Origin of the sequence: Streptomyces sulfonofaciens (assembly GCF_014656295.1) — a bacterium.
Classification (GTDB): domain Bacteria; phylum Actinomycetota; class Actinomycetes; order Streptomycetales; family Streptomycetaceae; genus Streptomyces; species Streptomyces sulfonofaciens.
The window spans coordinates 601,079-614,761 of sequence record NZ_BNCD01000002.1 but is presented as its reverse complement, the minus strand read 5'-3'; the positions used below and the strand labels follow the sequence as shown (position 1 = coordinate 614,761).

The following is a 13,683-nucleotide window of genomic DNA, read 5'->3' as shown; positions in this document are numbered from 1 at the left end:
CCGGTGCCCGGCGCGCCCCCGCCCACCGCCCACCGCCCACTGACGCCCACCACCCGCCCCGCCGTCCCGACCTCCTGACCCGGCTCCCCCGCGGTCCGGCTTCCTCTCCAGGCCGAGGGCGGGCCGGGTGGGGGCCCGCCCAGGCGCGCCGGACCCGCGGGCGACCCGTAGCCAATATCTCTTTGTCAGAGCTAACCTTTTCGTATGGCCCGAGAAGACCTTGCGGACGCACTGGCCGATGCGCTGGCCGGGATCCAGCGGCTGATCCGACGGCGGGTGCGCAGCACCATGGCCGAGCCCCGGCTGCGCGGTGCGCAGGTCGAACTGCTGCGGCTGGTCGTCGCCCGGCCCGGCATCCGCGTGTCGGCGGCGGCCAAGGAGCTGTATCTGGCGGGCAATTCGGTCTCCACGCTGGTCAACCAGCTCGGCAAGGCGGGTTACCTGATCCGCGAGACCGATCCCGAGGACCGCCGTTCCGCACTGCTGCGGCCCACGCCCGCCGCCGAGTCACGGCTGCGGGACTGGCAGGCGCGGCGCAGCGCCCTCGTCCGCGGGCAGGTGGCACGGCTGAGCGAGGCCGACCGCGCGGCCCTCGCCGCCGCCGTCCCCGCACTGCGCAGACTCGCCCAGAACCTGCACGAGGAAGTGGAGGGCCCATGACCGACACACCGGAGACGGACATGCAGAACACGGCCGACACGCCGGGGACGGGCGGCTCCGGTTCACCAGCGGCACCGTCCGGCGCCCCGGACGCTCCGTCAGGCGGGGCGGAGGGCAGCGCACCCCCGGCGTCCCGTGCCGCGCCGCGCACGACCGGCGGCGCCACCCCGGCACGCACCGCCCCCGAGGACCCGGTTCCGCGAGGCACCGCCCACGACGGCGGGACACCGGCGCCCCCCGCCCACGACGAGGCGCCGTCCCGCACCTCCGGGACGCACCCCGCGGCCGACGCGACGACCGACGCCAGGGCCGACCCCACGGCCGAGCAGCCCGCCCGCGGGCGCCGTGCACCCGAAGGCGCCGGGACGGACGCCGTCGCCTGCACGGGGCTCGACTACACCTTCGGGACGACGAAGGCCGTCGACGGCCTGGACCTGGCGGTGGCCGCGGGCGAGGTCTTCGGCCTCCTCGGGCCGAACGGCGCGGGCAAGACCACGGCGATCCGCTGCCTCACCACCCTGCTGCCGGTGTCCGCGGGCACGGTAAGGATCTTCGGGCACGACGCGGCCCGGGAGCGGATGGCGGTGCGCAGGCTGCTGGGTTACGTGCCCCAGCAACTGTCCGCGGACTCCGGCCTCACCGGCCGGGAGAACGTCGCCCTCTTCGCTCGGGTGTTCGACGTCTCCCGGCGGGAGCGCGCGGCCCGGGTCAGCCAGGCGCTGGAAGCCGTCGATCTCTCCGACGCGGCCGACCGAATGGCCAAGACCTACTCGGGCGGTATGATCCGCCGACTCGAACTCGCCCAGGCGCTGGTCAGCGCGCCGCGCCTGCTGATACTCGACGAGCCCACGATCGGACTCGACCCGATCGCCCGCACCAGCGTGTGGGAGCACATCAACGCCGTGCGGAACGCCACCGGCATGACCGTACTGGTGACCACGCACTACATGGACGAGGCCGACCAGTACTGCGACCGGGTCGCCCTGATGCACCGGGGCCGGATCCGCGCGCTGGGCACCCCCGACGAGCTCAGGTCCGATCTGCGTGCCCGCCGGGCGGCGACCGGCGAGACCCCCGCGAACCCGACGCTGGAGGACGTCTTCCGGGACGTCGCCGGCAGCGGCCTCGACGAGTCAGGAGACTTCCGCGATGTCCGAAGCACCCGCCGCACCGCCTCACGCGTCGGCTGACCCGCACTCCACCGCCCGGGCTTCCGGCGCTCCCCGGCCCCTCGACCTGCTGGTGACCCCGCCCGCGGCGCGCGCCGGATGGCGGGTGCTGCCCGCACGGGTCGCCGCGATGTGCGCGGTCGAGCTGCAGAAGCTGCGGCACGACCGCACCGAGCTCTACACTCGCGCCATCCAGCCCGCCCTGTGGCTGCTGATCTTCGGCGAGACCTTCACCCGCATCCGCGCGATACCCACCGGTGACGTCCCCTACCTCGACTACCTCGCGCCCGGCATCATCGCCCAGTCGGCGATGTTCATCGCGATCTTCTACGGCATCATGATCATCTGGGAGCGCGACGCCGGTATCCTCACCAAACTGCTGGTGACGCCCACCCCCCGGTCCGCGCTGATCACCGGCAAGGCGTTCGCGGCCGGTGTGAAGGCGCTCATCCAGGCGGTCGTGGTCGTCGTCATCGCTGCACTCCTGGGCGTGGCGCTGACATGGGACCCGCTGAGGCTGCTGGGCGTGGCGGTCGCCGTGATCCTGGGCTCCGCGTTCTTCTCGTGCCTGTCGATGTCCATCGCCGGGATCGTGCTGACCCGCGACCGGTTGATGGGCATCGGACAGGCCATCACGATGCCGCTGTTCTTCGGCTCCAACGCCCTGTACCCGGTGGGCGTGATGCCCGGCTGGCTACAGGCCATCAGCAAGATCAACCCATTGAGCTACCAGGTCGACGCGCTGCGCGGCCTGCTGCTCGGCACCCCCTCGCACCTTGGCGCGGATTACGCGGTCCTGGTACTCGCGGCGCTGCTCGGCATCACCGCGGCCTCCTCACTACTGCCCCGCCTCGCCCGCTGACGGCCCGGTCGCAGCATGGATCCACAAAAAAGGATCACCCGACCCCCTACACATAAACCGAAAATAAGGGCAGAATGGGATAAACAGCCACTAATCGTGGCAGTGAGTTCGGTCGGACTTCGTACAGTGAGGAGTCGAGTCCTATGGCCGAAGTTCACCACAGGGGTGACATCACAAGTCACCCCGATGTGGACGAAATGAGGGCACGATACGCCCGGGTACTCGGTGGACGTGACGTCGTACTGATGGATGCGCCGGTGTTCCTCATCGGCCTCTACTGCGCCGTCTCGCCCTGGGTGGTGCACTTCACCACGAACCAGTCGTTCCTGGTGGTGCACAACGTGATCATCGGCATCGCCATCGGCCTGCTGGCCCTGGGGTTCACCGTGACCCCGGCCAGGATGTACGGGCTGAGCTGGGCCATGAGCGCCATCGGCGTGTGGCTCATCATCTCGCCGTGGATCGTGGGCACCAATCCCGACGCGGGCGTCATCGCCAACAACGCCGTCCTGGGCGGCCTGACCGTGGCATTGGGGCTCTTGTGTGCGGCTGCAGCGGCGAAAGCCAAAAGCAGCCCACGCGCATCCGCTTAGGCCGGCGGCACGAGGGAAGGGGGCATGACCAGCCCTCGCTGCCGGCGCCGGGCCACACCGGACGCAGCGGCGCAGGGCGCTGCCCAACACACCGGACCGCCGTCCTCACCCGGGGACGGCGGTCGGCATCGGCCGGTTCGCCGCGGTGCGGACCGGCCGACGTGCTGGCGCAGTCGGGCACGGTGCGTCCGGAGTTGATCGAAGTCGCCTCCCCCGGCATCACACACCAACCGATCGTGTCTGGTGTCGACCGCTCCCCGGCAAAGCCCCAAGACCGGGGCGGGTGAGGGCATACCCTCGAAAACCGGGGGACGAGCGCGGTCGGTGGCACGAAGAGAGCGGTGGAGCGTGGTCGTTGGACAGCGGCATACCGGGACCCTTGCGGTGCAGCAGATGCGCCCCGGAGACCACGCGTTCCTCTGCTACGGCCAAGCGCGCGGCACCGACCCCCGGGAGGGCGGCGCATCCCCCGGCGCGGGGACGGACGGCTGGGACGTGCTGTCCGCCTTCATCTGGTCGGGCCTGGCCCGCGGCGAGAAGGTCCTCGTCCTGCCCCCGCCCGGCCTCACCGAGCCGATGGTGTGGGCCCGCCTCCAGCAGGCGCCCGGGCTGCTGCTCGCCACCGGCCGCACCTCCGGCCAGCTCCGTCTGACCAGCATGCGGGAACTGCTCGGCCACGGCGGGCGCTTCACCGCGGAGCGGCAGTGGCAGCGCATCCGGGAGCAGGCCGGGGCGGCCCGCCGCGAGGGGTACGCCGGCCTGCGCGCCTACGTCGACATGGGCTGGGCCGCGGACCTGGACACCGGTGTCGAGGAGCTGAGGGACCGGGAGCGGCGCGCCGACCACCTCTTCACCGACCGCTTCTACAGCGAGATCTGCGCCTACCACCGCCGCGACTTCCCCACCGGCGTCCTCGACACCCTGTGCGAGGCCCATCCCCGCAACCTGCTCTCGGGCCTCGGCCAGTTGCACGCACTGCACGACCCCGGGGCCCTGCGCCTGATCGGAGAGGCGGACATCGCCACCCGCGGGTGCTTTCGCCGAGCCCTGCGAACGGGGCTGTCCGGCGCGGCGCCGGGCACGCGGCTGACCGTCGACCTGACAGGACTGACGTTCCTCGGCGGCGAATGCGCCGCCGACCTCGTGGAGGCGCTGGACCCGGGCGCCGGCCAAGGGGACGTCAGGGTGCGGTGCACGGCCCGCGACGCCGCCCTGCTGTTCCGCCTCGGCGCCGACCGCTCCGCCGTGGACACCCTCCCCGCTGACGCCCGCACCGCCACGGCACCCGCCCGGTGGCCACCCGGCGGCGGCCGTCGCGAAAACGGTTTCCACGCCGGACCGCCGGTCGGATATCGTCCCCGGGACGTGCGGCAGCGGTGAGAGGAAGACACGGATGACCATGGAACGGATCGGCCCTCCCTCCGTCGCGGGAGAGCGCGAGATGCTCCGCGCATTCCTCGACTTCCACCGCGCGACACTCGCCCTGAAGTGCGAGGGCCTCGGCGACGAGGAGCTGGGCCGGCAGTCGATGCCGCCGTCGACGCTCTCCCTGCTCGGCCTGGTGCGGCACATGGCGGAGGTGGAACGCACCTGGTTCCGCCGTGTGGTGAACGGCGAGGACATCCCCCTCGTCTGGTCCGAGGAGGGCGACTTCCAGGCGGCGTACGACGCTCGCGGGGCCACCGGCCCCGAGGCGTTCGACGCCTGGCAGGCGGAGGTCGAGCGGGCCCGAGCCATCGAGGCCGCCGCGGACTCCCTCGACCTGGTGGTGCACTGCGAACGGTGGGGCGAGGACGTCTCCCTGCGCCTGGTGATGCTGCACCTCATCCACGAGTACGCACGCCACAACGGCCACGCCGACTTCCTCCGCGAGGCCATCGACGGCACCGTCGGGGTCTGATTCCGGCCGATTCAAACGGCCGATAATAAGCGATCGACCAACGATGTGAACTTCTGACGCCCCATCAGTCCGTGATGCGCACCCTGTTCCGCACCCCACCCGCTTCTTCCACCGCAGGACCTCCTCCCTGCTCAGCGGATCCGCACCCGGGCGCCCACGGCCCGTCCCCGGGGCCCGCTGCGCCGTTCTCCGCACTCTCTTGACGGGTACGCGTCGAGCTGTATGGTCTAGTCCAAGCAGCAGGACCTGCTCCGCCTCGCGTGTCCCCTGTGCGGTGGCGGTCACGGTTTGTGCCGCCGTCCCTTCGCGCCTCTTGGCCCCACAACTCGAGAGGCCGGCCTGCCGAATGCTCTCCGGTACCCCCATGACGCATTCGGGCGGGAAGACCTGATGTGAAGGAGTACGCATGCACGCAAAGAGAAAGCTGGCCGCGCTCGTCGGCGCGGCACTCGCCCCGGTCATCGCGGTCAGCCTCCCCTCGGGTGCCGCGAGTGCGCACGGCTACATCTCCCAGCCGCCGAGCAGGCAGGCGCAGTGTGCCGCGGGTGTGGTGAACTGCGGTGACATCAAGTACGAGCCCCAGAGCGTCGAGGGTCCCAAGGGCCTGACCAGTTGCAGCGCCGGAATTTCCCGGTTCTCGGACCTGGACGACAACAACAAGGGCTGGATCGTCACCAACGTCGGGAGCACGGCCACCTTCAGTTGGAAGTACACCGCGCGGCACGCCACCAGCAACTGGCAGTACTTCGTGGGCGGCACCAAGATCGCCGAGTTCGGCGGCAACAACCAGCAGCCCGGTGACACCACCACCCACCAGGTGAACTTCGGCGGCCTGCGCGGCCACCAGAAGGTGCTCGCGGTGTGGAACATCGCCGACACCGCCAACGCGTTCTACTCCTGCGTCGATGTGAACATCGGCTGAGGCACCGCGTCATGTCGGCCACCGGGCATCTCGCCCGGTGGCCGAACACCGGGCACCGCGCCCGGTGTGACGATCGCACCACCAACCCCCACACGCATGTGCACCACCAACCCCCCACACGCACCAGTGCCGCCCCCTCAGGGAGCGGCAGGCAGGAGTGACCAACGTGCGAAGGCGCATGATCGGGCTGCTGACCGCGGCCGCTTCCGTGGTGACGCTGTCCGTACTGTCCCTGGCGCCGACGGCCTCGGCCCACAACACCTCGGTGGAGGCCGACTTCGTCGTCAGCGAAGCCCAGTTCAACAGCATGTTCCCGAGCCGGAACTCGTTCTACACCTACAGCGGCCTGACCGACGCGCTCAGCGCCTACCCGGGGTTCTCGCACACCGGCAGCGACACCGTCCAGAAGCAGGAGGCGGCGGCGTTCCTGGCCAACGTCGCCCACGAGACCGGTGGCCTGGTCTACGTGGTCGAGCAGAACACGGCCAACTACCCGCACTACTGCGACACCTCGCAGCCCTACGGCTGCCCGGCGGGCAACGACAAGTACTACGGCCGGGGCCCGATCCAACTGAGCTGGAACTTCAACTACAAGGCCGCGGGTGACGCGCTGGGCATCGACCTGCTCGACAACCCCGACCTGGTGCAGAACGACTCCGCCGTGTCCTGGAAGACCGGCCTGTGGTACTGGAACACCCAGAGCGGCCCGGGCACCATGACCCCCCACGACGCCATGGTCAACGGCGCCGGCTTCGGCGAGACCATCCGCAGCATCAACGGCAGCCTGGAGTGCGACGGCAAGAACCCCGGCCAGGTCCAGTCCAGGATCGACAACTACACCAGGTTCACCCAGATCCTGGGCGTCGACCCCGGCGGCAACCTGAGCTGCTGACCCGGGGCGCGGCCCGGGCGCGCACCCGGGCCCGCCACGGGCCACCTCGACGCGGGGCCCTGCGCACGCAGGTGCGCAGGGCCCCGCGTGCCGTCCGGCCGCGGCCGCAGGTTCGGTGCCCGCCCCGGCCGTCAGCTCAGGCGCACCGCCGAGGCGAGCGCGCGAGCCGCCTGCGCGGACACCTCGGCGACGATGTCGGCGGCCGAGTCGACCCCGTTGATCAGGTCCACCGCCTCGCCCGCCCACACCGGGACGGCCGCCGTGTCACCGCGCGCCACGGCCGCCCGGTACTGCTCCAGCGCGGCCGCGTCCGCGCCGAGTTCGGCCTCCCTGCCGTGCCAGCGCACCAGGAAGTCGTTGCGCAGCGTCCGCGCCGTGTAGCGCGCCGGCCACGGGGCGCCGCGGGCGATGTCCAGCACCCGGCTGCGGTGGGTGTCCTCACCGCGGCCCTCGACCAGCGCCTTGAGCACCCGCGCGGGCACCAGCGCCTCCCGGCTGGCCTGGAAGCGGGTGCCCATCAGAGCACCGGCCGCCCCGAGGGCCAGCGCGGCGGCCACCCCGCGCCCGTCCGCGATACCTCCGGCCGCCAGGACGGGCGTCGGTGCGGCCGCGTCGACCACCGCGGGCACGAACGGCAGGGTCGCCCGGCCGCCCCCGTGCCCACCGGCCTCCGTGCCCTGCGCGACCAGTACGTCGGCACCCGCGTCGAGGGCCTGGACCGCTTCCGCCAGACTGGTGACCTGCACCAGCAGCGGAACCCCGGCTTCACGGACGCGCCCGGCGAACGGCCGGGGGTCTCCGAAGGAGAGCATCACCGCGGCGGGCCTGTACTCCAGTGCCCGTGCCACGGTGTCCCCGTCCACCGCCCAGCTCAAGAAGCCCACTCCCCAGGGCCGGGTGGTCTCCTGGGTGACCAGCGACAGCTCACGTTCCAGCCAGGCGCGCTCGCCCCGCCCGCCGCCGACCATGCCGAGACCACCGCCCCGCGACACCGCGGCGGCGAGCGCCCCGCCCGCGCTGCCGCCCATCGGTGCGCACACCACCGGACAGTCGATCCCCAGCAGTTCCGTCAACGCCGTCGTCCATGCCATGCGCCCATCATCACCCTGGCCTGCGGCGTCCGGGGTGCCGGGGCGCTGCGGGGCACAGGGCACCCGAGGCGTTCTTGCGGTGCGACACTAGTTGCGACCACCTTGCAACAAAGCCGGAGCCGCTGCTACGTTCTGGATGTTTCGGCTGGTCGTCGAGTGTTGGGGAGGCGCCTTGAGCGGCGACATAGGGATCGAGCCGACGCTGGGTGAGCGTCTCGGGCTGTTTCGCCGTTCGCTGACACGCCAGGACAGGCGGTCGCTGGGCGGGATGGCGGGCTTCATCGTGCTGCTGCACGTGGTGGGCTTCGGCGTCCTGTTCGGGCTCGTCGCGCCGCACCACTACCACCTCGGCGGCGACCACCCCGTCTTCAACGTCGGTGTGGGCGTACTGGCCTACACCTTCGGACTGCGGCACGCCTTCGACGCCGACCACATCGCCGCCGTCGACAACACCACCCGCAAGCTCCTCGCCGACAACACCGCGCGCGAGACGGCCGGGCGACCGGTGGAACGCAGGCCGCTGTCGGTGGGCTTCTGGTTCTCACTGGGGCACTCGACGATCGTCTTCACGCTCTCCCTGCTGCTCTCGTTCGGGGTGAAGGCACTCGTCGGCCAGGTGGAGCACGACGACTCCAGCCTGCACTCGGTGACCGGCATCATCGGCGCGTCGGTCTCCGGCGTCTTCCTGTGGATCCTCGGCATCCTCAACCTCGCGGTGCTGGTCGGCATCCTCAAGATCTTCCGGCAGATGCGCAGCGGCCACTACGACGAGCAGGAGCTGGAGGACCAGCTCAACAAGCGGGGCCTGATGAACCGATTCCTCAACGGCCTCACCAGGTCCGTGCGCAAGGCGTGGCACATCTACCCGATCGGCGTGCTCTTCGGCCTCGGGTTCGACACCGCCACCGAGGTGGGGCTGCTGGTGCTCGCGGGCGGGGCGGCGGCGTTCAGCCTGCCGTTCTACTCGATCCTGGTGCTGCCGATCCTGTTCGCGGCCGGGATGTGCCTGATGGACACCATCGACGGGGTGTTCATGAACGCCGCGTACGGATGGGCCTTCGCCAAACCGGTGCGCAAGGTCTTCTACAACATCACCATCACCTCCATCTCGGTCGCGGTCGCGCTGATCATCGGCACCATCGAACTCGTCGGCGTGCTCACCGACCAGGCGAACATCACCTCAGGACCGCTGGCCGCGATCGCCGCAGTCAACCTGGACTACGCCGGATACGGCATAGTCGCCCTGTTCTTCCTCTCCTGGCTGGTCGCGCTCCTCGTGTGGCGCTACGGCCGCATCGAGGAGAAGTGGTCGGCGAACCTCGCCCCGCACGGCGACTGAGGGCCCGCCGACCGCCAACCGGCCTCCCGGAACACTCGGTCCCGCCCACCGGCCGCACGGTGCCCGGACAGCCCCGGGGAGGGGGCACCGCGCCCGCCCCCGCCCACACCGGCCTCCCCCGCCCCGCAGCGCACTGGACGAGCAACGCCGCCGACAACGCCTGGATCTCCGTCGACCTCGGCGGCACGCTGCGGATCACCTGCGCACCCTGAAACTGGGACGCCTCCTACGGCACGCGGTACGTCCTGGGCAGGTCTCGGCGGCCGACGTCCGGCGGCGCCGCGCCGACGTGCAGTCCCCCGCGGACGCGTCCGGCCTCCACGACCGCATCGACCTGCCGGCCCCGGCGCGGGGCCGCTACGTGCGGACGCTGGGCCTGGAGCGGCGGTCCTTCTACGACCCCGCGCCCGCCACCGCCCAGTTCGGCTACTCGCTCTACGAGATGCAGGTGTGGGGCACGGGCGGCGGCGCCCGCGCGGCCTGCCCGGCCCTGCCCGCGGAGTCCGGCGGCGACCACCGCACCGTCTTCCAGGACGGCTTCGACGGCACCGCGCTGGATCGCGGCAAGTGGCGGGTGGCCACCACCGGCAGCACCATGGGCTCGGTCAACGGCGAGGCGCAGGTATACACGGACTCCGGCTCGTCCATCTCCGTGCCGAACGGCGCCCTGGCGCTGAAGGCCCGCCACTGCAAGGGCTGCACCACCGCGCCGGGCGGTGGGGTCTACGACTCCTCGTCGGGCCGCATCGACACCAACACCAAGCCGGACTTCACCTACGGCAGGGTCAGCGCGCGGATCCGGATGCCGGTGGGCGACGGGTTCTGGCCGGCGTTCTGGCTGCTCGGCAGCGACGTCGACGACCCCGCGGTGTCCTGGCCTGCGAGCGGCGAGACGGATGTCATGGAGAACACCGGCTACACCGACTGGACCAGTTCGTCCCTGCACGGCCCGGGCTACTCGGCGGACGGGAACATCGGCGTCACCCAGCACTACCCGTCAGGGCAGGACATCTCCGGCCGGCACACCTACACCGCCGAGTGGACGCCCACCGCCATCCGCTTCCACGTCGACGACCGTCTGACCACCGAACCGGCGCGGCAGAAGGTGGAATCCACACGCGGCTCATGGGTGTTCGACCGCAACCAGTACCTCATCCTCGACCTGGCCCCGGGCGGCGCCTGTCCGGCCGGCTGCAACAAGGTGACCGCACCGTACTGGGGCCTGCCGCAGTCCAGCGTGGACAAGGTCGCCGCCGGCGGCGTCCGACTCGACGTCGACTGGGTGAAGGTGGAGCAGAAGGGCTGAGGACCCCGTACCGGGCGGTGGGGGCGGTCGCGGGCCCGCCCCCACCGTATTCAGGCCAAAGGCTCGCAGGCGCGGTGTGCGGTGCGCGGGCTGCCCCGGCTCCGGTGCGACCGGTGGCTGACCACCGGTAGCCGGGGTGTCCGCGGGACGGCGCGGATGCGCGCACGCGCGCGTCTGCGCCCTCACGGACAGTGACGCTTCCCAGGTCCGGGGCAGGGGGGCAGTCTCGGCCACCGGTGTGATCACACCGCTGCCCGAGGGATCTTCATTGTCTAGAGTCCTCTGTGTCGGTGCCCGATCCCAAGGCCGGGCACCGACCGGACTGCCGCGCCGCAGGAGCTATATCGGCTGGGCTCCCCCGCCCCGACGTCTCCACGGCGCGGCAGTCGGTCTCCGCCCCGCTCCGGTCCCCGACCCACTCCGGTCTCCGACCCACTCCGGTCTCCGGGCGACACTGCCACTCAGGCGTTCTCCCCCGCCGACGGCAGTACAGCCCGGCCCTGGTGTCTCATCCTCAAGTCAAGGGTGAGACACCACTCTTTAGGTGCAACAGAGTCCACTCGTTGGTGGTGTCTTCTCCGGCAGAACGGCCGCACACACATGTCCGGCGCAGTACGAGAGACTTGACGACGCGGTGCCGCATGCTCCGATGTGGGTAGCATCCGGCACCAACACCGCACACACCACACACACAGAGAGCGGGGAGAGATGCCGGACAAGGCTTCGGACAACACCAACCTCAAGACCCAGTACGCCGAGCAGGTGGCCACCGACCTGGAGAACAACACCAAGGAGCAGGAACGTATCGGCGCGGAGATCAGCGCCCTGCAGAGCCATCTGGGTGAGTTGGAGCGCGATCACACCCTCCTGGTCAGCATGCAGCAGACGCTCGCCTCGGGTCCCACCGACACGCCTGCGGACACCCCCACGGGTGACACCGCGTCCTCCGACGCGCCTTCCAAGGCCCGGCTGCCGCACGCCCGCAGGTCCAAGGACGGCGCAGAGGAGAAGGGTGCGAAGGGCGCGGGGGCGGGTGCGGGCCGGCAGAGCACGAACGCCAAGGCGGGCGGCCAGGCGAAGCCCGCTGCCAAGGAGGCGGAGAAGGAGCCCGCGGACCGCAAGGGCACGCCCACCCTGCGCGAGGTCGTCAGCGCCCTGCTCGCCGCCCACGACGAGCCGCGCTCCGCCGCCGAGGTCACCAGCGCGCTCGAGGCGGCCCACCCCGAGCGCAAGGTCAGTCCCACCGTGGTGCGCAACACCCTGGAGGCCCTGGTGGCCAAGGGCCAGGCACACCGCTCGAAGCAGCAGAAGTCCGTCTTCTACTCGGCCGTGCGCACCGCGTCCGGCACCTCGTCGAGGGCCGGTAGCGGTACGGCGTCCAAGCGGTCCGGCGAGGGCGCCGGCGCCTGAAGCCGTCCGGACGTGTGCGTGGGGCGCACACGGCGGGCCCGGCGGCGGGGCCGGCGGCTCTCACCCCGTGGTGAGCGGGCAGTCGGTCACCAGGGCGGCCGGGTCCGCGTGCCGGGGCAGGGGCACGGTGTGGCTGGACGGTGGCCGCCGACCACCGTCGAGCCAGCCCTCCAGCGCGCGGAACGCCGAGTGGTGGCAGGGCGTCAGCGGGCGCAGCCGGTCGGGGAACGCGTCGAAGAGGCCGTCGACATGGGAGCCGCCCGCCACGCGGTAGTAGCGGAACAGCGCCCCGCGCCCCGCCTCGCGCACCATCCGGGCGTAGGTGTCGCCGGTACGGCTGATCGGCAGCAGGACGTCGTAGGTGCCCTGCAGGCTGATCAGCGGCTTGCCGATCCGTCCGGTCAGGGCGATCTTCGCGACCGCCCGCCGGACGTCCGCCGGGCGTGCGGCGTAGTCGTAGTCGGCGTCGCAGGCCGGGCTGCCCGGTGCGCAGAAGGGCGTGCCCGCCTGCTGCGCACCGTCGTAGCCGGGGTCGAGCTCCTCGCGGTAGGTGCGCTGGGTCAGGTCCCAGTAGGTCTGGTAGTAGTACGGCCACAGGAACTCGGAGCCCGCCGGGTAGCCGGCGTCGAGCAGAGCGCGGTGCGCACTGCGTGCGGCGGGCCCGCCGGCCGCGTAGCCGGGGTAGGCGCGCAGGGCCGGCGGCAGGAAGGTGAGCAGGTTCGGGCCGTCGGTGCGCCACAGGGCGCCCTCCCAGTCGACGCCCCCGTCGTAGAGGTCAGGGTGGTTCTCCAGTTGCCAGCGGACCAGGTAGCCGCCGTTCGACAGGCCCGTGACCAGGGTGCGGCGCACCGGCTGGCGGTATCTGTGGGCGGCCACCGCCCGGGCGGCGCGGGTGAGCTGGGTGACCCGCGTGTTCCACTCGGCGATCGCGTCACCCGGGGCGTGTCCGTCGCGGTGGAAGTCGGCTCCGGTGTTCCCCTTGTCGGTGGCGGCGAAGGCGTACCCGCGCGCCAGCACCCAGTCGCCGATGGCACGGTCGTTGGCGTACTGGGCCCGGGTGCCCGGCGCGCCGGCGATGACGAGCCCGCCGTTCCAGCGGTCCGGCAGCCGGATGACGAACTGCGCGTCGTGGTTCCAGCCGTGGTGGGTGTTGGTGGTGGAGGCGTCCGGGAAGTAGCCGTCGATCTGGACGCCGGGCACCGCGGCGCCGGGGGCCGGCAGGCCCGCCGGTGTGAGCCCCGTCCAGTCGGCCTGGACGGTGTGGCCCGAGGCGAGGGTGCCCCGGGTGGTGAGGTCGTCCAGGCAGGCCTCGACCTGGTGTTCGGCGGCCGGGACGGAGAGCCTTGTGCCTGCTGCGCAGTGCGCGGCCGGGCCGGCCTCCCGCGCTCCCGGGGGTACCGGCGCCGCCGCCGTGAGGGCCAGCACCGCGACCGCGCCGAGCGTCGCGGTGGCGCAGGGGCGCAGGGGGCGCGGACGGCGCGCGCGACGGGCGGGGCGGCGGGCCGGTCCTCTCTTCCAGACGGCGTTCATGGGCAACCT

The 13,683-nt window shown here is 71.8% G+C and carries 11 protein-coding genes and 2 pseudogenes; 11 read left to right on the top strand and 2 right to left on the bottom strand.

Annotated features, from left to right (window positions below):
- Nucleotides 1–204: 204 nt before the first annotated feature.
- The 8 genes and pseudogenes from IE313_RS05595 to IE313_RS05560 all read left to right on the top strand — a co-directional run bounded on the left by IE313_RS05595 (nt 205) and on the right by IE313_RS05560 (nt 6,998).
- On the top strand, nt 205–660 hold the full coding sequence (locus tag IE313_RS05595; RefSeq protein ID WP_189929758.1) for a MarR family winged helix-turn-helix transcriptional regulator: 456 nt from the start codon (nt 205–207) through the stop codon (nt 658–660).
- Nucleotides 661–1,022: 362 nt separating this feature from the next.
- Nucleotides 1,023–1,850, top strand: a pseudogene (locus IE313_RS05590) (ABC transporter ATP-binding protein); the annotation flags it as partial.
- Nucleotides 1,810–2,691 carry an ABC transporter permease gene (locus IE313_RS05585; RefSeq protein ID WP_189929757.1) on the top strand — a complete coding sequence of 294 codons (882 nt, stop codon included), beginning with the start codon at nt 1,810–1,812 and terminating at the stop codon, nt 2,689–2,691. The pseudogene IE313_RS05590 and the gene IE313_RS05585, both read left to right, overlap by 41 nt.
- 143 nt (nt 2,692–2,834) lie before the next feature.
- The gene (locus IE313_RS05580) at nt 2,835–3,284 is read left to right on the top strand and encodes an SPW repeat protein (protein ID WP_189929756.1); all 450 of its coding nucleotides are present in this window, start codon (nt 2,835–2,837) and stop codon (nt 3,282–3,284) included.
- A 393-nt stretch (nt 3,285–3,677) separates the two neighbouring features.
- Complete coding sequence (locus IE313_RS05575; RefSeq protein ID WP_189929755.1) at nt 3,678–4,664, top strand: MEDS and STAS domain-containing protein; 987 nt, start codon at nt 3,678–3,680, stop codon at nt 4,662–4,664.
- 13 nt (nt 4,665–4,677) lie between these two features.
- Nucleotides 4,678–5,184 (top strand): DinB family protein, encoded by a 507-nt coding sequence (locus tag IE313_RS05570; protein WP_189929754.1) that lies wholly within the window; start codon nt 4,678–4,680, stop codon nt 5,182–5,184.
- 406 nt (nt 5,185–5,590) lie between these two features.
- Nucleotides 5,591–6,106, top strand: coding sequence for a lytic polysaccharide monooxygenase auxiliary activity family 9 protein (locus tag IE313_RS05565; protein ID WP_189929753.1), 516 nt, complete (start codon nt 5,591–5,593; stop codon nt 6,104–6,106).
- A 166-nt stretch (nt 6,107–6,272) separates the two neighbouring features.
- Nucleotides 6,273–6,998, top strand: a complete 726-nt coding sequence (locus IE313_RS05560; protein ID WP_189929849.1) for a chitinase — start codon at nt 6,273–6,275, stop codon at nt 6,996–6,998.
- Between the two features lie 131 nt (nt 6,999–7,129).
- Here the strand turns inward: IE313_RS05560 and IE313_RS05555 are convergent, their stop codons facing one another.
- Nucleotides 7,130–8,089: an NAD(P)H-dependent flavin oxidoreductase gene (locus IE313_RS05555; RefSeq protein ID WP_189929752.1), complete on the bottom strand. Its 960-nt coding sequence runs from the start codon at nt 8,087–8,089 to the stop codon at nt 7,130–7,132.
- Nucleotides 8,090–8,261: 172 nt separating this feature from the next.
- On the opposite strand from IE313_RS05555, the gene nicT reads away from it, so the two are divergent.
- From nicT to IE313_RS05535, 3 genes and pseudogenes are all read left to right on the top strand, one after another.
- The gene (gene nicT / locus IE313_RS05550) at nt 8,262–9,428 is read left to right on the top strand and encodes a Nickel transporter NicT (RefSeq protein ID WP_229924392.1); all 1,167 of its coding nucleotides are present in this window, start codon (nt 8,262–8,264) and stop codon (nt 9,426–9,428) included.
- Between the two features lie 83 nt (nt 9,429–9,511).
- Nucleotides 9,512–10,734 (top strand): annotated as a pseudogene (locus IE313_RS05540) (family 16 glycosylhydrolase); the annotation flags it as partial.
- A 708-nt stretch (nt 10,735–11,442) separates the two neighbouring features.
- Nucleotides 11,443–12,144, top strand: a complete 702-nt coding sequence (locus IE313_RS05535; RefSeq protein ID WP_189929749.1) for a helix-turn-helix domain-containing protein — start codon at nt 11,443–11,445, stop codon at nt 12,142–12,144.
- Nucleotides 12,145–12,204: 60 nt separating this feature from the next.
- Here the strand turns inward: IE313_RS05535 and IE313_RS05530 are convergent, their stop codons facing one another.
- Nucleotides 12,205–13,674 (bottom strand): 3-hydroxybutyrate oligomer hydrolase family protein, encoded by a 1,470-nt coding sequence (locus IE313_RS05530; RefSeq protein WP_189929748.1) that lies wholly within the window; start codon nt 13,672–13,674, stop codon nt 12,205–12,207.
- Between the last annotated feature and the right edge of the window lie 9 nt (nt 13,675–13,683).